The organism is uncultured Altererythrobacter sp. (assembly GCF_913057185.1).
GTDB lineage: Bacteria > Pseudomonadota > Alphaproteobacteria > Sphingomonadales > Sphingomonadaceae > Erythrobacter > Erythrobacter rubellus.
In genome coordinates this window covers 532,459-550,569 of the sequence record NZ_CAJXNK010000001.1, presented here as the reverse complement: position 1 = coordinate 550,569, position 18,111 = coordinate 532,459, and the positions used below count along the sequence as shown (strand labels likewise).

The following is an 18,111-nucleotide window of genomic DNA, read 5'->3' as shown; positions in this document are numbered from 1 at the left end:
AAGAACTCAGCGGCACCCCTCTTTTAGATACCAAAACCCCGATAACTTAAACTCTGGGGACTTTGACGCGCGCCATCATTTGCGCGCCTGCGCAAAAAGCAAACGAGCGCCGGGCGCAACTTCCAAAGGTACGCGCGGCGCACAGACCAGGCATTCGCCAGCCTTAGCGCTCACGCCCTCGGCACTAACGCTGCCCACCAGAGGAATAATATGTGCAAGCTCGCTTGATAGACCCTCAGCAGGCCAAGAGGAGCCCAGCCACAGGTCAAACTTTGGCCCCGCCACAAGCTGCTGGTCGACTGCGAAATTTACCTTGCCTCCAAGATCATCTGGATATGGCCCGGCCGCCGCCGCCTCAAGCCCTTCGTCAAGGTGCAGTTCGCGAGGACGGCCATAATCAAACAGGCGGTAGGTAATATCAGCGTTCTGCTGGATCTCCACCAGTGTCACGCCTGCGCCGATCGCGTGCACCGTGCCGGCCGGAATGTAATAGAAATCGCCGCGAGATACGGGCTTCCAGTCCATCAGCTGCTCAAGCGAGCCATCGAGGGCGGCGGCGCGCAATTGGTCAGAGGTTAATGGCTCGCGTGTGCCAATCCCAAGGGCGGCGCCGGGCTCTGCATGGAGCACCAGCCAGCACTCCTCCTTGCCCGAAGGCAGCCCCTTTTCTGCGCCGAGCTCATCGCTGGGGTGCACCTGGATCGAGAGCTTTTCGCTAGTAAAAAGATATTTGACGAGCAAGTCCAATGGCGCGCGCTCGTGCTCAAACCAAATCTCGCCAATGCTTGACCCGCCGCTCAATTCAAAAGGCGCAGGCAGGTCGCGGCGCCCCCACGGCTTAATAACCTGCTTGGCGCTTAAAAGCTGCGCGGATTGTCTCACCAAAGCGCCCTCGCCAATAGCGCCAGAAACACGAGACTGATCATGACCAAATGCCAACTGCTCTCAGTTATCTGAGCCGGGATGAAGGCGCGCATCACGAGGCAAAATCCTTCACGCGCTGCGAGGAGCCGCGAGGCATAATCAAAACTTCCGCATCTGATACAACTACAATCGTATCGCGCATGCCAATGGTGCTCACGCGCGGACCGGTTGTCTTAATGAGATTGCCAAAGCCATCCTTCACGCGCACTTCGCCAATAATAACATTGCCGGCCTCGTCCTTCTCGCCAATCTCAGCCAAGGCATCCCAGCTGCCAAGATCAGACCAACCGCAAGACATCGGCACGACAGCAACCTGTTCTGATAATTCCATGACGGCGTAGTCGACGGAGATGGAGGGTGAGGTTTCGAATTTTTCAGCCTGAGGCGAGGTAATGTTGCGCCAAGACGAGGCGCGCTCAATGGCGGCCTTTGCGGCGGCAAAAACTTGCGGCTGATGCCGCTCAAGCTCCTCCAAAAAGACGCCAGACTTAAAAAGGAAGATGCCGGCATTCCAGCAATGCCCGCCCTCGTTAAGCATAGCGCGGGCGCGCGCCTCGTCGGGCTTTTCAATAAAGGCCTCTACATCAAATGCGCCAGGTGCGCTGCCTAATGCTTCGCCTGCGCGAATGTAGCCAAAGCCTGTGTCAGGGCCTGTTGGCTCAATGCCGAAGGTGACCAAGTGCCCGCTCATCGCCGCTGGCAGCGCGCGCTTTAAGGCTGCAAGAAAGGCGTCATTGTCTCGGATGACATGGTCGCTTGGCATTACGAGAAGAAGCGCATCTTCTCCTGCATAAAAAGCGCCTAAGGCAATGGCAGGCGCGGTATTGCGCGCGCAGGGCTCTAAAATAATCGAGGCAGTTTTTTCGCCAGCCTTAGAGAAGGCTGTCCTCAAGTGGCCCTCGTGCGAGGCAGAGCCAAGCACAATCGGCGAAGTGAACATGTTCTCATCGTTAACGCGCTGGATCGTCTGAGCGATCATTGTGCCTTCGCCGTAAAGATTGAGGAATTGCTTGGGTCGCTCTGGCGTTGAGAGGGGCCACAGGCGCGTGCCCGAACCGCCAGAGAGTATGAGAGGCGTTATAAGTTCAGTCACTTGGATAGGCCCTTAGCCTTGCGCCCTGCACTGCTATCCGCGAGCTCGTCTTCGAGGGCTGCTATTTCTTGGGACAAGACTTCGTATTCTTCAAGTTTGCGCGCTAAGAAGCGGCGCGTAAGCTCGGCCTTTTGAGCCATGCCTTGAGGCGTTAAAATATAGGCGTAGCGCCGCTTGTCTTTGCTGGCGCTAAAATTACCGAATTTTATGAGACCCATCTCCAATAGGGCATTAAGGAGGTAGTGCACACTGCCTGTACTAATCCCCACAGCTTGCGACAGCTCGCGCTGCGTGACCTCAGGATTTTCTGCAAGCAAGCGCAGGACACGCGTTTTGGCGTCCTCGTGCATCAGTTGCCGCGAGTTTGTCACGGCATCATACCCTTCAATTTATCGGTTTGGCGCGCAATTAAGGCAGGCTGCCGCACGGCATAAGAAGCGCATTGCCCCTGACGCAGGTTTTGGTAGGACTTTTGCAATCGCATTTGCATTGCTCAATTTTGAGCAATAAGCTCGGCCTGAGCAATTGCAACAATTTTTTCAAAAATGAAATGATAGTGCTTGCAGGCGAGAGTTCTTTGAGGTTTAGGCCGGCTCTTAATGGCGAGAAATTAAAGGACACGGTTAGGCAATGGAAGGCCCAAGGCACCCAAATTGGTTTGCTGCAAAGGCAAAGCCCAATGCGGCGCGCATTGCGGCGCGCAATCTTCAGGCGCAGGGCTTTCATATCTTCATGCCGATGGAGCGATATACGCAGAGAAGAGGCGGGCGCTTCGTCGAGGCACTCAGACCCTATTTTGCGGGATACTTCTTTGTTGGCGCAGATGCATCCTCAAGCCCTTGGCGCGCGATTAGGTCGACGCATGGCGTGGCGCAGTTGGTGAGCTTTGGGGGTACGCCTCAGCAGGTCGATGCGCGTTTAATTCAAGAGATACAGTCAAGTTGTGTGGAGGGCGTCGTCACATCGCCGAGCGTCTCATATAAGGTAGGCGAGGCTGTAAGAGTAGCACAAGGCGCCTTTGCGGGCTTTATCGGAAGATTTGAGGGACTGGCCCCCAATGAAAGGGCATGGCTTCTGCTTGACATCATGGGGCAAGCAACGCGCGTCAAAATGCCGCTTGATGGCGTGAGGCGGGCGAGCAGCCTATGAGCAGACTTGCTCCACTGCGCCCAGGGGCATTGCTGTGGCGCCTTGCCCTTGTTGGCGCGGTAAGCGTCTGCGTGACGCTGGCGCTTATGCCCAAGCCCCCTCTCCTGCCGGGAAATCCAAGTGACGTCTTACTCCATGCTGCGGCGTTTATTAGTCTTGCCTTAGCCTCGCGCCTGGCATTTCCCTACGCGCGCGCCGCAACAATTATCCTCGCCCTCGTAGCACTTGGCGCAGGCATCGAGTGCGCGCAGGCCTGGCCCTTGCTTGGGCGCGATGCGAGCCTACAGGACTTGGCTGTCGATGTTATTGCGGCCACGATAGGCGTCATTTTAATTGACGCGATATTGTCGCTCAAGTCTGGAAGGGCCAAGGGCTCATGAGGAGAACCCCGCTCAATTTAGCAACAGCCCAAACTGGGCCTGCCTTATCCAATATAGAACAGGTGGCATTTTACGTCTCTGCAGGAGTTGCGATACCTGCAGTGTCGTGGTCTGCTACTCGCGGCATACCACTTGATACTTCGGCAAACCTGCTGTGGCTTTCCCAGATCCTACTTGCCAATCTGGCGGCCTGGTTCGTGATCGCAAAATTGCGCAGCTATTCTCGCGCACGAGTTCTATCCTATGTCTTGCCCGTCAACTCAATCGCCTTTGGCGCAGTGATAAGCGCGAATGCCTTCTTGAGGACAAGTATTCCTTGGAGCCTGCTCCTTATTTGCGCGGCAAGCTCACTGGCCATCAGCTATCTCGTGACAGCAAGAATACGCCACGCCAATCCAAAAATGAGGCACTTTGTCGTGCCAGGAGGCAATGTTGGCCGCCTCCTAAAGCAAGCCGGCTTTTTGAGTTTGGGGTCGCCCAGGGAACTCGACGATCTGATCGAGCGCAAACTCATCAGCGGGTCCATCGTCGCAGACCTGCACCACGAGCAAGGCGATGAGTGGGCGCGCCTCCTCGCCAAGGCAGCCCTTAGAGGCGTCCCCGTCTACCACTACCGCCTGATTGAAGAGGCAATTACAGGAGAGGTGCGGATCAGTCATTTGCGTGAAAATGAATTAGGCTCGCTCATACCCAACATACCCTACCGGATGGCAAAGAGGGTCATCGATGTCGCGTCTGTGATTGCGCTCGCGCCATTCTTATTGCCAGCCCTTAGCCTGATCGCCTTGCTGGTTAAATTGGACGGGCGGGGGCCAATTTTATTTTATCAGAAGCGGCTTGGTCATCGCGGCGAATATTTTAAGATGGTTAAGTTCAGAACCATGCACGAGAGGTCTGTAGAAGACAGTGATGACGCTCGCCGATTAGATGCAGTGACGCGCGATGGTGATGACAGGATCACGCGCGTGGGGCGTTTTTTAAGAAAGACCCGCCTCGATGAATTGCCGCAGGCGTGGAATATCCTCAAGGGCGAGATGAGCTGGATTGGCCCGCGCCCTGAGGCCTCTGAGCTTGCGAATTGGTACGAAGATCAAATACCCTTTTATGCCTATCGGCATATCGTGCGCCCAGGAATTACGGGCTGGGCACAGGTCAATCAGGGGCATGTAGCTGATGTCGATGAAGTGCGCGCCAAGCTCCGGTTTGACTTCTATTATATCAAAAACCTGTCCCTTTGGCTGGACCTGCTCATCGCGCTTAAGACAATCAGAGTGGTTTTAGGCGGGATCGGGGCGAAGTGAGGCGCCATTAAATCTGGCCCTGCGCAGCCTTTAATTTTACGAAAGCCAAATTTTTGCCAAGGCGCAGTCACTGCAATCGCCTGGCTCTCAAGGCGCTCGCGACTTAGGCCTCGTCGATCAGTTTCCAGCGGCGTTTAGCGACACGGATCATGGGCCTGCCGCAGGAGCGGCAAGCAGACGTGTAGGTGTCTTTATGCTTCCTAATTTTTGAGCCGCTGCGCTTGTGTATACCCCTCGGGCAGAGCGCTATCAGGCCCCAAATTTTGACAAGAAAGTTTATCATCGCGTCAGTTAGCTATGTCTTCAAATAGGGCGTTGGTGATCATTTTTGCTTGGCTGCAGTTAGAAGTGGAAGAGGCACAGGTCCAGACCCCATGCGCACATTTTTTGCACGAGTGCCTGCTAGCGGCTCGCGCAAAAACAACCTCGCCCTCAAGCCGCAGCTAATATGAGGGGGAGCTTGGGTGGTCCTTGACTGATTGCGCTTACGCACTTAGCTAGCGCATTCTTTTTTCGAGATTTTTGGAGTTTACCTAATGATATCACGCCTTTTTGCGACAGCGGCAGTCCTCTCTTTAGCGGTGGGCCCGGTTCTAGCGCAGGTGGCTAATGAGCCAGCTGCACCCGAGGCAGCTGTGCAAGAGGAGGGCGAAAGCGGATTTCGTGACCTGCTGCTTCCCATTGCAGGCGCTGTGGGTCTAGCAGCCACCATCTTTATCGCCCTTGATGGCGACGATGACGATGATGACGACGATTATGATGACGATGACGACCCCGTAAGCTCTTAAGGCTCTTGGTCTTGATCGCAAAACAAGGGGGCTGGCCGGCTTAAAGGCTGCCCCCCTTTTTTAGCCTGCCCCCTTTTTAGCCTGATTGAGCGGTTTATTAATTAAATCGTCATAACCTAAGTCTATGACAACTGACGATGTAAAACTTTTTGCGGCCAGCAAGCCATTAACGGGGGTGCCGCCCCCGAATGTGCTTGCATTGCAGCAAAAGGGCTGTACTGTTTCATTTGTGAAACGAGTCGCTTTTTGAGGGATTTGAAAATGGTAAAGAAATTTTTTGCAGCAGCGGCGGTTCTTTCGCTCGCTATTACGCCAGCGATGGCAGAAATCTCTACTGCTCGGACGATAGCACCTGCAGAAGATGAAAACGAACTGGCTGGCATCTCCACGGTCCTTATTCTCGTGGGAGCAGCCGCTGTTGCAGGCATCATCATTGCCGTAACAGATGATGATGAGCCAGTAAGTCCGTAAGCCTTACAGACTTTGCAGAAAGAGGGGCGGGCCTTGCGAGGCGTCGCCCCTTTTCTTTGAACCCGCGCCTCGAAGCCAGTCTTCGAACCGACGCCTTAAAGGTGAGGAGCTCTGATAGAAATTCGCGTCAGAGCAGGTTGACCTTCGCCGGCGCGGCTGCCAAAAAATCTCGAGCATGCAGAGGGGATACATGCCCTTAGAAATGCGTTTTTCAGATGATTTATGGGCTGATATATTGGGCGACTAAATTTTAAGTGTCGAACTCAGGATCTCGTAGTGTCAGGCGCACCTATTCGCTTCTCAATCTGAGAGATTGGAGCATCCCCCTTGGCGTGCTCACGGTACTCTTAGTGCTCATTTTCGCTACGGGCGGAACGTCTCGCTATGACACGCCGCACATTATGCTTTTGCGCCCCGCCGCAATTCTGGCGGCGGGCTTTGCGCTAATAAACTTTACCTCAGAGCATTGGCGCGCCTATCGCCCCCTTCTGCTTTTAGCGCTCGCCTCGCTGGCACTTACAGCGCTTCACCTTATGCCCCTGCCTCCTGGGGTTTGGCAGTCGCTTCCTGGCCGCGAGATTATCGCCGAGATAGATCAGGTTGCGGGGCTTGAAGGCCAGTGGCGTCCCTTAAGCATGTTTCCTGAGGGGACATGGAATGCGCTTTACGCGATGAGCGTCCCATTAGCTGCACTGCTTCTTGCCGCGCAGCTTAATGAGAAGGATCGGGTGCGACTTCTCGCGCTCGTTATTTTGCTTTGCCTTGTCAGCGGTATGGTTGGGGTATTGCAGGCGGCAGGCACAGATGTGCGCTTTTATAGAGTGTCATCAGTCTCGGCGGGGCTATTTGCCAATCGCAATCATCAGGCAGCGATGCTAGGGGCAATGTTCCCTATGATCGCAGCTCTCGCGCTGTGCGCCAGCGCTTATACCAAGCATACAAGGCCTGTCCGCCTAGTCGCGGCCACAGGAATGATAGCGCTCGTTCCGCTCATTATGGTGACAGGCTCAAGGATGGGCCTTGTCGTTGGCCTTATAGGGTTCTCTTGCCTTATCTTTATGCGTTTCTCGAGGGATGCAGGCGGCAAGGGTTTTGCGCTTAGCGGCGCAATGCAGGCGGGCGCAGGCGCGCTTATTGCAGCTGGCATGGCGGCAGGATCGGTCTTTTTGGCACGCGACAAGGCTTTAGACAGGATGGCTGCGGGCACCGAAAATGAGCTGCGCATGCCGGTGTGGGAGAGTATGCTTGAATTTATCCCTCAATATATGCCCTGGGGTTCGGGGATAGGCTCTTTTGTGCCAATCTATCAAATACACGAGCCGCCCACACTTCTTATCCCAGGCTATTTCAATCAGGCGCATAATGACTGGATAGATATTGCGCTGACGTCAGGCATACCGGGCGCTGTGCTGGCGTTGGCTGCGCTCATTATGTTCGCGCTTGGCGCCAAGTCTGCCCTTGCGGCACGCGGCGTCGCAGGCCATTTGCGCAAGTGCGGCATCATCGTCATTCTTGTGCTGGCCTTTGCCAGTCTCAGCGACTATCCCTTGCGCACCCCAATCCTTTCAGCCCTATTCGCCATTGCTGCGGTATGGGCTTGGAGCTCGGAAACGGACAACACTCACAAAAGAAAGCCAGAAGCTTCATGAAGCTGACTATTTTCCTCAAATTTGCGCTGGCGCCGCTTGCTATTGCCCTTAGCGGCTGCGCGTCGACGTCTACGGATATTGGTGGCGCGCCGGGACTGGAAGTGGTTGAAGGCAATGCCTTGCCTGAGCCCACAGTGGCGGATCTTTCTGCCAATGAGAGGGCCTATAGAGTGGGACCCTTTGACATTCTTAATATCGACGTCTTTGGCAGCGAGGAACTTTCCAAAAAGGAAATACAGGTTGACGCAAGCGGGCGGCTTACCTTCCCCCTTATTGGCACACTCGAGGTGGCAGGCAAAACGCCAGGCGAAGTGGGCGAGATGATGGCTGACCGCTTCCGCGGACGGTTCATCAAAGACCCGCAAATAACCGTCAATCTGAAAGAGATTTTCAGTCAGACCGTCACCATCAGCGGGGAAGTTAAGAAGGCGGGCGTCTATCCAATCGTTGGCCGGATGACGCTTATGACAGCGATTGCGTCCGCGGAAGGCTGGACAGAATTTTCCAAGAAGGGTGAGGTCGTGGTCTTACGCACAGTGGGCGACCAGGACTATGCCGCACTTTACGACGTGCGCGCGATTGAGAAGGGCCAGTATGGCGACCCGGAAATTTTCGCGAGTGACATCGTTATTGTAGGCGATTCAAACAGCAGGCGGATTTTCCGTGACTTCCTGGCAGCGACGCCGCTCCTGGCGCCGGCCGTTCTGCTCCTCGACAGCAACCGTTAGGCGGCAAAAGACATGGCTTCTCAGGTAATGAATGAATTTGAAAGCGACGGCTACCGCGACCCGCGCGGGAGTGATTTGCAGGGGCATGACGAAGACGAGGGCTTCCAGCTTCCGCCGATACTAATACAGTATTGGCACACGGTTGTGCGGTGGCGCTGGCTGATGGCTGGTATCGTTGCGGCTTGCGTCATTCTCGGCGTGACTGTCACCTTGCTGATGGCCCCACTTTATACTGCTTCAACGCAGCTTCAGATAGACAGGCAGCAAAAACAGATCACCAATGTCGATGGGCTCGAGGCAGAATTGCCGGGCCAGGACATGGAGTTTTATGCGACGCAATATGAGCTCCTAGAAGCAAGGCCGCTCGCCGAGCGCGTCGCATCAGAGCTAAATTTATATGACAATGCAGCCTTTCTTGAGGCGCACGGCATTAATCCCGACATTCTCGAAGAGGAAGACGAAGGCAAAAGCGCAGCGCAAATGGACGAGGAGCGCCGGCGCTTAGTCGTCGAAGTCCTGCGCGACAATATCGAGATCGCGCCCATTAGAATGTCGAAGCTCGTTGATATCAATTACACAAGCCGCGATCCTGAGCTATCCTCGCGGATAGCCAATAAATGGGCCTCGGCCTTTGTTGATCTCAGCATGGAAAGAGAGTTTGCCTCAACAGCTGACGCGCGCGATTTTCTTGAAGAACGGCTAGCAACGCTTAAGGAGCGCCTGGAAGATTCAGAGAAGCAAGTGGTTGTCTACGGGTCTCAGACAGGCATTGTCACGCTTGACCAAATCCGCGACCCTAATGGCAGAGCAATAGCCAATCGCACTTTGACAGGCGCGAGCCTTGAGCAGTTGGCTCGCGAGCTTAACGAGGCGACAACGGCAAGAATTGCGGCGCAGTCTCGCCTTAACTCTACAGGCGAAAATACTGCGGAGGCGGTGGGCAGCCAGACGCTCTCCAATCTCAAGCAGCAGCGCACGCAGGCTGCGGCAGAATATGCGCGTCTCTCCGTCCAGTTCGCACCTGAATTTCCGGCAGTCATCGAACTCAAAGAGCAAGTCGATGCAATCGATAGCGCGATTGCCGAAGAGACGGCGCGCATTTCTTCAACGCGTACGCAGCAGTATCGAGAGGCCTTGGAGCGCGAGCAAAAACTCAAGGCTGAAGTCGCGGGTCTAAAACAAGAGCTAGATACGCAAAACAGAGCGAATATTCAGTACGCCAACTTCCAGCGTGAGGCGGATACGAACCGCGAGCTCTATGACGCGCTGCTGCAGCGCTATAAGGAAATCGGTGTTGCGGGGACGGTTGGTATTAATAATATCGCGGTCGTCGAGCCCGCAATTGCACCTGACAAGCCATCGTCGCCTGTCCTCATTATCAATCTCGCCATATCTTTACTGCTTGGCTTTGGCCTTGCAGGCGCGACAGCCTTCGCGCTGGAGCAGATTGACGAAGGCGTGCGAGAGCCGGGGCAAGTTGAGGCCCTGCTTAAATTGCCGCTACTTGGTATCACGCCCCAGGTGGAACAAGATGACGTCTTTGAGGAGCTGCAGGACATCAAGTCCAATTACTACGATGCCTATTTCTCAATTAGGTCGAGCCTAGCTTTCTCAACCAATCACGGCTTCCCCAAATCGCTGGCGGTGACAAGTACGAGGCCGGGTGAGGGCAAGTCATCAAGCGCGATGGCCCTGGCGACTGTCCTGGGGCGCACCGGCAAGCGGGTTTTGCTGGTAGATGCAGATTTGAGGTCCCCGTCCATTCACGCCTTTTTTGAGAAGACAAATGAGAAGGGCTTCAGCAATTATCTGGCAGGAGATGGGGACTGGTCGACGCTGGTGCAGGAAACTAGCAGCCCTAACCTATCTATCATCGCAGCGGGACCCGTGCCGCCAAGCGCAGCTGAATTACTAAGCGGCGACAGGCTAGCGCAATTTGTTACAGAAGGCCTCGCGCAGTTTGATCATATCGTAATCGATAGTCCGCCCGTTCTTGGCATGACGGATGCTCCCCTCATCGCAAGCGCGGTAGAGGGCGTTGTATATGTCGTCCAGTCTGCGGGCGCTGCTGTCCGTGGCATCAGGGCTTCGGTCAAGCGGATTAAAATGGTCAACGCACATATCTTTGGCGTTGTCCTCAGCAAGGTAGGCAGTGGATCGAGTGGCTACGGCTACGGCTACGGCTACGGCTATGGCTATGGCTATGGCAAGCGCTACGGTGAAGAGCACGCAGAGGCGCGCGGATAGTGCTGATGGGGCTGTCTCGCCTAGCAAAAATTCAGCTACTTGGGCTGATTTCGCTTTTTGCTGCGTGGCAATCCTACCAGTTTGCACTCTCAGCCAACCTGAGGGTGTCTGATCCAGAGTTAGCTCTTCAGCGCGATCCAGATGACGCCATCGCTCTTGCAAAAGTTGTAAAAAATAAAAGTCGGGAAGCTGAAGAGTATGTCTCTGACGCAGCGGATACGAGCCGCGCAATACAAAGCCTGATCGGCAACCCTTTAAGCCGCTCCTCCTTGAGGATCATCGGCATGAATGAGAGTTCGGCGGGTGATGCGCAGAAGGCATTTGCAGCGATGTCGCTCGCTAGCAAGGTGTCGCGGCGCGACACAACGGCTCAAGTTTGGCTGCTAGAGCGCGCGGCGGCTGACAATGATTTCGAAGCCATTCTTCGTCACTATGATGCAGCCATGTCGGTCACGCCTGAGCTTGGCCCCGTACTACAGCCGGTAATGGTTGATGCTTTACAATATCAAGATGTCCGAGACGCCATGGTGGGTTACGTCAATCGCCAGGCGCGCTGGATGCCAGGCTTTCTCAATCTAGCCTCGCGCGAAGCGGCCCTGGAGGATGTCATTGACCTCACGGCTCCAATCGCAGTTGCGCTGTCTGGCGAAGAATATGAAAAAAGCATTGCCCGCATCATATACCGTGCTGCTCAGGATGGAGACTGGGAGGGGGCTATGGATTATGCCGAGGCAGTGTGGGCTGACTTTGACGCAGGCGCCTTTTCTGAAAGCGCGCCGAATAAGACCACCTTAGACAAGCGGCTTGGTCTTCTTGCCTGGGAGTTGTTTGAGGATAATGGCATACAAGCCTCACTCGACATGAACGGCGGCGTACAGGTCACAATTCGTCCACTGGCGCGCGGGACAGTCGTACGGCGGCACATTCCAGTGAAGGGCGGTCAAACCTATACATTGACGCAGCGGGTGAATTTTGATGGCGCAAGCGGCGCACGCCTTGCTTGGCGCGGGGATTGTGTAACCACCACCGCATCAAGCAGGGTGTGGGAGCAAACACTGCCGTCCGCTGCGCGGATGACGACTTACCGGTCATCCTTAAACATACCGGAAGATTGTAGCATTCTAGCTATAAGCCTGGAGGGAAATGGCGCAGATGGGCAGCAGAATGTTTACGCCAAATTTGACGAGATCAGCTTCGCAAGCTAGCCTTCCACAAAGATTTGTCCCGCGAGCGTTTTTATGAATTTGGTTAATTTACTTGTGGCGTTACGCCGCCTGCCGCCTTTAGGAACTTTGACCGGAGATGAGGAGCGTCTGCTTTTTGAACTAAAAGCGCTGGAGGATAGCGAAGAGACTTTGACTGTCTCGCATGTTTACGACTTGCTCGAAGACAAGTCTGGGTCCACTTCGTATCGCATCCTAGCGAGCCTTAAGGAAAAAGGGCTAGTCTCCATTTCGAGTGATCCAAACGACGGTCGCAAGCGATTCTTTTCCTTTACTCCGAGTGCAGAATCTGTCTTCAGGGCCTTGGGTAGTCCATGACCGTTCATTGAACTTGGCTCTATAGGCAAAGTAGATTACTCAGATCATTAGTGATTGAAGAGGATCTAATTTGCATTTTGTTAAGCGCTTTTTTTGGGTTCCCAATGACCATCACCCCCTGAGCTACAAGCAAATAGTCTCATTCGGTTTCGCGTTTTTTCTGATGCACCTAGCCATGGTCGTTTCGCTAAAGACGATCGATAGTTACGAGTTCGCGATTAGTGGGAATACCTGGTTCTTTTACCCTCCTGCGTTCGTAAGACTGGCTGCCTTCTTGGTATTGGGCTTTTGGTCTGTGCCCTTCATTTTTTTAGCGCAAATAGTGATTAATCCATTCGATTTAGGCTGGATCGATCACTTTCTGCTCGCTTCATTCACAGCTATTGCCGCGCCGGTGGGGGTCTCTATTATGGCTCGCGCGGTTTCGCTAAGCGGTGATTTAGCAAATTTGAACGGATCGCGCCTTTTGATGCTTTCTCTAGCCGCCGCCTTCTTTAACGCGCTTGCCATAAGAAGTGCGCTTTTAATCTCTGGCGCCAATCAAGATCTTGCTCCCAGCCTATTTGCCACCATTGTTGGCGACACTTTAGGGGCTTGGGTTGTGATTTATATCATTAAGATTGGGCTTACCTGGGCCTCATACAAGCGCCAAAGGTAACGCACTCAAATTGTAAGAATGCAGGCCTCATCTTTTTTAATGTAGAATGATTTTCATTGCATATTTGAAAAGGTTTTTTTACGTTGCGGGGATGCTGCTTAGAAAGCTTTTGTATTGCCCGGCTGGGAGGCACAGGCCGGATAGAAATAGGGCCAAGCATGATGGTTTGTCCTGGGTTGCTCCGTGCAAGGACTGCGGTGCCAAGCTCGTTAAATCAGCGCGAACAGGCAAGTGGGACCAAGCTCCTAGCTAAGAAACTGAAGCCCTTTGGGCGGGCTCAACTTCAAGCCGTGACACGAAATTAGCCGGCCTTTCATCCCGCTCAGATTACCTATACGATACGGTTATGAGGATCTTAGTCACCGGCTCCGCTGGGTTCATCGGCTTCCATCTGAGCGAGGCCCTGCTGCAGGCGGGCCACCGTGTCGTTGGATATGACGGCATGACGTCGTATTACGACGTGGCGCTCAAAAAGCGCCGCCACCAATTGCTATCGCAGCACGAGCATTTTCGCCGTGAAGAGAATATGCTCGAAGACTATGACCGTTTACGTGCCATCGCGCTTGAGGAAAAGCCAGATGTCATCGTACACCTCGCTGCTCAAGCTGGGGTCAGATATAGTCTAGAGAACCCGCGAGCCTATGTGGACGCTAATTTGCTCGGCGCATTCAACGTGATGGAGGTGGCGCGAGAGCTGGAAGTTAAACACCTGCTCATGGCCTCAACCAGCTCGGTCTACGGCGCCAACGAGAAAATCCCTTTCGCGGAAACCGACAAAGCAGATGCCCCGATGACGCTTTATGCGGCGACCAAGAAAGCAAACGAAGCGATGGCACATAGCTACGCGCATTTGCATGGCATCCCGACCACAATGTTTCGCTTCTTTACAGTCTACGGGCCGTGGGGCAGGCCAGATATGGCTTTATTCAAATTCACCAAAGGGGTTCTCGAGGGCGCACCTATAGAAGTCTACAACAAAGGCGATATGTATCGTGACTTCACTTACGTAACCGATCTGGTTCGCGGCATAGAATTGCTGATCGATCAGCCGCCCGAGGCCCCTGACGCACGCAGCCGAGCAATTGAAGGCGACAGCCTATCCCCTAATGCGCCCCACCGTGTGGTAAATATCGGCAATGGCAACAAAGTCAGGCTGGTCGATTTCATTGAAGCGATCGAGACGGCTTGTGGGCGCACGGCCATCAAGAATTTCATGCCCATGCAAAAGGGTGACGTACCAGCGACCTGGGCGGATAATTCGCTTCTTCGCACCTTAACCGGCTATGCCCCTCAAACCGATGTGCGAGAAGGCGTACAGAAGTTTGTCGATTGGTATCGCGAGTATTATTCAGTCTAGGCTCGGGTCGGTACGACTAGGTAGTCACCCGGTAAAGACCACTGCCAGCCAGTATCACGCGGCACACTATTTGGGCGATCGTAGGATAAGCGCATAGGACGAAAATATTATTTGGAGTGCACGGATATGGCCGCAATAGAGCTCAGAGGCAAAAGAGCCTAACAGCGAGCAGATTTATAGATCACCAATTGGAATATCGCTGCAAGACGCCAATCCGCCTCTCATTCTCATTAGCCAAGCAACGCACCTTGATCATCTCCCTCTGATTTGGATCGGTCTCGGCCTCCTTCGAGCTCAAGTCACACCGGGCATCGCGCTGCCTAACCCACAAGGTTTGTTGGGCCGATAACTTATCGCGAGCAGCCTCATCCAATTCCGCCCAAAGGTCGTTCAAGGCATTCTTGGAAACGGCCAAGCGATACCTTTCCTCGGCCAAGGTTGCACTCAATACAGCGCCGCGCGCGTCGAGCACCTCTTTCTCATAGGCCTCGCGCCGCGCCTTCTGAGCTTCAACGGGTGCGAGCACAATTGGCGCACCCTCAACCAATCTAATCAAACCCCCAATACGCCCCGCATCCCGGGCAGAAAGATCGGCATCAATAACCCGCACTGGTTCGCTGTTAGAGATAGTATAGAAAACCGGCAGTGAAGTAATTTGGGACACAGCCGGAGGTGAAAGATCATATTCTAGCGACAAAGCATCCGCTAAACTTTCAAGGGCCTCCGTTCCAGGCCCCGCGGGCCGCACGTCAATTGAGGCCCAGCATAAGATTTCACCATTTTCCGATACGCCCCGCTCCGTGACCTCTTTGATAATTATCTCTACGTTGTTGTCAGAGAAGTTTGCACGGCCTGACAAGTTCGTGAGCGCGGAAAGCGCATCACTAAACTGAGGTCTAAGGTCTTCATCTGCAATCGAGGAGGCATAGCGGGTAATATCGATCAGGCGCGCAACGCCATCAGGGGTGGTATCCCGCGCAAGCGCAGTTTGAGTTACAAAGCCGCGAAAAGCATCGCGGCCCGCTTCGGAGCCACATGTCTTCGTGGCGGGTTCCTGGGCCGATTGTTCAGTACACGAGGCGAGAAAAATTGAGGCGCCAAGAAGAATACCAGCGCCTAAAGGTCTCCACGCGAACAGTAGCTTTTTGATCGGGCTCGCCCAGGTGTTGGATTGCGGCATCAGCGTTCCGCCTCAATAATTGTAGCCATACTCTGGATCTGCGTCATTCCACTTAACGTCGACGGTATCTATTTTCTCAAAGACGCTTGGAACGACCTCGCCGACGACACCAGTATATTCGAATATGACCAAATCCTTGCCTAGGTTATCCTTACCCCGCAGAATTCGAGAGTAAGATGAGGGCTCTACATAAACATTGCGCAGCGGCAGGAATTGCTCTGCGCCACCCAGCTCGCCAGAGTAACCAAACTCAAAGAAGATGCTGGAAGTCTTGTCTACCGCGGATTTTAGAACGTCGAAATCTGCGGGCTTCAATTTGCCTTCCTCATCGCGGGCCAGAGCGCCCAGAGCCTTATAAAAAAGATTATTACCCCGGTAGTAGATGATAATGTCGAATGCGATTTTATCAGTCGAGCCTTGATAAATCTTTTCTGTCTCGCCCCAGCTTGAGGAGTCTGCCACGGGGACGCGAACATATTCTTCACCCCCAACCAGTTTGTAGACATCCAGGTCGCGAACCAAAACTGAAGGCAAATCGTCGCGATTCTCGTATCGACCGTCGATGGCAGGCTCTCCGCCAGAGCAGGCAGCAAGACCGCCAAGACCGATTAAACTAATGAAAAGGCGTCCCTTGTTACCCTTTGTCACCCTTACCTCCATCCTTTTAATTTCTTTTGGGCTCGGCCGTCTTGGCGGTAGAATTCAAGGTTACCAAGGCCGTCAAAGAAAAGTCTATATCCAAAATGACAAGATCGTCGGATGGTTCCCGAGCCCCCCTTGTCCATCTCGCAGAAAAACATGGCGTGTATAATCAGCCGCCGCCTAGGCCATTCACCCTATCGGCCGGGCTATAATTTTTCGTGCTGAAGCACGGCCAGAATTTTATGCGGCAGCGAAACCTTGCTTTGTTTAGAGGAGATCAGCCGTTATTTGGCTCCTCAGGCGCGCCCTCTAAATTCTCAGGAACTAACCCTGGCAAAGGCGCCTCGTTTTCTTCGCCTGGTAGGGCCTGCTGCCTTTCATGCTCAAGCCGCTCAAGATATTCGCGCTCGATTTGCTCGACGCGATCCTGCTCGGCGGCGGCGTCAACATCGATGTTCGAGAGCCGGTCCTGGCGCGCCTGTTCAATCAGCTGGCTGAATCGCACCCGCGTGCTCGCCTCTTTATCGGCGTAGGCTGCATCGATCATTTGCTGCGTGCACCCGGTGAACCCTCCCGCGCCGGCGGGGCTGCAAGACATGGCGCCAAAGGCGCCGATCATCTTGAACCGTTCGACACGTTCAGCCCAAGGTGTATTTTCGGGACTGGAGCTGGTGCGCAGATTGGAGGGGATACGATAGCGCTCGGCCTCAACCAAAATCTGGCAGACGACTATCTCTTCATCATTGGATGGCTCGGGGCATTCATTCTCGTCATAAGCGATGACCATATTAACCCGGTCGCCCGCTTCATCCTGCGCGGCAGCTGGGCTGGTGGCGAAAGCCATGCCCGCAAAGCCGATTTTACATAGAGTAGCCAGACGTTTCATATCGCTCAGTCCTTCATCGTATTCGTACCGAGAGTTACAGCTCGGTTCAGTTGAATAGCATATGAAGCGCGTGCGCGCGCCTTGATCACGATCAAATACGCTCAGCCAACTTTATCGCAGCCCGGCAGCCCAGCCTTATTGCGCCGGAAAGCAATGGATAGGCCGGTGCTTTCTCCGCGCCATATTTCAGTGCGGTGTCGCGATGCTCGCGCTCTTCTTCGCGGAACTGATGGATCATTTCCGCAAGCTCGGGATCTTTGCCGCTTTCCACCAGCCGATCGAGCTGTTCCGAATAATGCTTGTCGATCTCTTCTTCGACCGCAGCTGTACAGGCCATGGCCGCTTCGGGACCGAGCAGTGCCGTGCCCGCGCCCAATGCATAGCCCGCCACCGACCAAAACGGCTGCAAGGCAGTCGGGCGGACACCTCGCTCTGCCATCAGCGCGTCAAACTTCTCGCGATGAACTTTTTCCTGCTCGGCCATATGGACGATTTCCTGAGCATGCGGCCCACGCTCGCCCATTACCGCCAGCTGCCCTTCATAGATCCGCGTCGCGCCGAACTCGCCGGCCTGGTCAACGCGGATCATGCGATTGAGTTCATCCTTGGTCATACGCTCTATTTAGGCCTTCTTGTTGCTCTTTGCCATAAGCGACCAGATCAGCACTGCGGTTCCGCACGACACGATAAAATTCCAGCCAGCAAGCGAGATGCCGAACAGATCCCATGGCGCCGCATCACACCGGATGATGGGCGCATTCATGATCGCTTCCATCGGATCAACATCGGTCGGGACTGCGCTCGAGCAAGCACTCAACCCTTCCCACCAGCCATACTCGACTCCGGCATGGAAACCCCCGATCGCGCCAGAACCGAAAATCGCAAGTCCCGCCAATGCGATCCACAGCCGACGCGGCGGCGCAAGGAATGAAAAAAACGCAAGGCCCAGTGCTACAAAATGCGGATAGCGCTGCCACCAGCACATTTCGCACGGATAAAGCCCGAATCCATATTGCGACAGATACGCACCGCCCAAAAGAAGCGCAGGCACACTTAACGCCAAGTGCTGCGCAAAAATCTCGCCCGGCTTTTCCGCTTCCAGATGGTTCATGAAGAG

19 protein-coding genes are annotated in these 18,111 nt (G+C 54.3%); 11 read left to right on the top strand and 8 right to left on the bottom strand.

Going from position 1 to position 18,111, the window contains the following annotated elements:
• Positions 1-75 precede the first annotated feature (75 nt).
• From QZ487_RS02715 to QZ487_RS02705, 3 genes are all read right to left on the bottom strand, one after another.
• Positions 76-882: a class I mannose-6-phosphate isomerase gene (locus tag QZ487_RS02715; RefSeq protein WP_296023228.1), complete on the bottom strand. Its 807-nt coding sequence runs from the start codon at positions 880-882 to the stop codon at positions 76-78.
• A 94-nt stretch (positions 883-976) separates the two neighbouring features.
• Positions 977-2,017, bottom strand: a complete 1,041-nt coding sequence (locus QZ487_RS02710; RefSeq protein WP_296023226.1) for a mannose-1-phosphate guanylyltransferase — start codon at positions 2,015-2,017, stop codon at positions 977-979.
• Positions 2,014-2,367 (bottom strand): MarR family EPS-associated transcriptional regulator, encoded by a 354-nt coding sequence (locus QZ487_RS02705; protein ID WP_296023225.1) that lies wholly within the window; start codon positions 2,365-2,367, stop codon positions 2,014-2,016. Before QZ487_RS02705 ends, QZ487_RS02710 begins: the two co-directional genes overlap by 4 nt.
• A 280-nt stretch (positions 2,368-2,647) precedes the next feature.
• Between QZ487_RS02705 and QZ487_RS02700 the strand changes: the two genes are divergently transcribed.
• From QZ487_RS02700 to QZ487_RS02655, 11 genes are all read left to right on the top strand, one after another.
• Positions 2,648-3,166 (top strand): transcription termination/antitermination protein NusG, encoded by a 519-nt coding sequence (locus QZ487_RS02700; RefSeq protein WP_296023224.1) that lies wholly within the window; start codon positions 2,648-2,650, stop codon positions 3,164-3,166.
• Positions 3,167-3,647: 481 nt separating this feature from the next.
• Positions 3,648-4,847, top strand: coding sequence for a sugar transferase (locus tag QZ487_RS02695; RefSeq protein WP_296023223.1), 1,200 nt, complete (start codon positions 3,648-3,650; stop codon positions 4,845-4,847).
• A 536-nt stretch (positions 4,848-5,383) separates the two neighbouring features.
• Positions 5,384-5,635, top strand: coding sequence for a hypothetical protein (locus tag QZ487_RS02690; protein ID WP_285976236.1), 252 nt, complete (start codon positions 5,384-5,386; stop codon positions 5,633-5,635).
• A 261-nt stretch (positions 5,636-5,896) separates the two neighbouring features.
• A complete protein-coding gene (locus QZ487_RS02685) occupies positions 5,897-6,106 on the top strand; it encodes a hypothetical protein (protein WP_296023221.1) in 210 nt (69 codons plus the stop codon).
• A 401-nt stretch (positions 6,107-6,507) separates the two neighbouring features.
• Positions 6,508-7,755 (top strand): O-antigen ligase family protein, encoded by a 1,248-nt coding sequence (locus tag QZ487_RS11460; protein ID WP_367114438.1) that lies wholly within the window; start codon positions 6,508-6,510, stop codon positions 7,753-7,755.
• On the top strand, positions 7,752-8,483 hold the full coding sequence (locus QZ487_RS02675) for a polysaccharide biosynthesis/export family protein (RefSeq protein ID WP_296023219.1): 732 nt from the start codon (positions 7,752-7,754) through the stop codon (positions 8,481-8,483). The genes QZ487_RS11460 and QZ487_RS02675 overlap by 4 nt, the downstream gene beginning before the upstream one ends.
• A gap of 12 nt (positions 8,484-8,495) precedes the next feature.
• On the top strand, positions 8,496-10,730 hold the full coding sequence (locus QZ487_RS02670) for a polysaccharide biosynthesis tyrosine autokinase (RefSeq protein WP_296023218.1): 2,235 nt from the start codon (positions 8,496-8,498) through the stop codon (positions 10,728-10,730).
• Between the two features lie 284 nt (positions 10,731-11,014).
• On the top strand, positions 11,015-11,935 hold the full coding sequence (locus tag QZ487_RS02665) for a hypothetical protein (RefSeq protein WP_296023216.1): 921 nt from the start codon (positions 11,015-11,017) through the stop codon (positions 11,933-11,935).
• A gap of 33 nt (positions 11,936-11,968) precedes the next feature.
• Entirely contained in the window at positions 11,969-12,271 is a 303-nt protein-coding gene (locus QZ487_RS11455; protein WP_367114427.1) for a winged helix DNA-binding protein, read from the top strand.
• A gap of 70 nt (positions 12,272-12,341) precedes the next feature.
• The gene (locus QZ487_RS02660) at positions 12,342-12,929 is read left to right on the top strand and encodes a hypothetical protein (RefSeq protein WP_296023215.1); all 588 of its coding nucleotides are present in this window, start codon (positions 12,342-12,344) and stop codon (positions 12,927-12,929) included.
• Between the two features lie 346 nt (positions 12,930-13,275).
• A complete protein-coding gene (locus QZ487_RS02655; protein WP_296023214.1) occupies positions 13,276-14,286 on the top strand; it encodes an NAD-dependent epimerase/dehydratase family protein in 1,011 nt (336 codons plus the stop codon).
• Between the two features lie 181 nt (positions 14,287-14,467).
• On the opposite strand, the gene QZ487_RS02650 is transcribed toward QZ487_RS02655, so the two are convergent.
• From QZ487_RS02650 to QZ487_RS02630, 5 genes are all read right to left on the bottom strand, one after another.
• Positions 14,468-15,466: a lysozyme inhibitor LprI family protein gene (locus QZ487_RS02650; protein ID WP_296023213.1), complete on the bottom strand. Its 999-nt coding sequence runs from the start codon at positions 15,464-15,466 to the stop codon at positions 14,468-14,470.
• A 12-nt stretch (positions 15,467-15,478) separates the two neighbouring features.
• The gene (locus QZ487_RS02645; protein WP_296023211.1) at positions 15,479-16,114 is read right to left on the bottom strand and encodes a hypothetical protein; all 636 of its coding nucleotides are present in this window, start codon (positions 16,112-16,114) and stop codon (positions 15,479-15,481) included.
• A 271-nt stretch (positions 16,115-16,385) separates the two neighbouring features.
• Positions 16,386-16,994, bottom strand: coding sequence for a hypothetical protein (locus QZ487_RS02640; RefSeq protein ID WP_296023210.1), 609 nt, complete (start codon positions 16,992-16,994; stop codon positions 16,386-16,388).
• Between the two features lie 91 nt (positions 16,995-17,085).
• Entirely contained in the window at positions 17,086-17,607 is a 522-nt protein-coding gene (locus QZ487_RS02635; protein WP_296023209.1) for a demethoxyubiquinone hydroxylase family protein, read from the bottom strand.
• Positions 17,608-17,616: 9 nt separating this feature from the next.
• Complete coding sequence (locus tag QZ487_RS02630; RefSeq protein ID WP_296023207.1) at positions 17,617-18,105, bottom strand: disulfide bond formation protein B; 489 nt, start codon at positions 18,103-18,105, stop codon at positions 17,617-17,619.
• Positions 18,106-18,111: the final 6 nt, after the last annotated feature.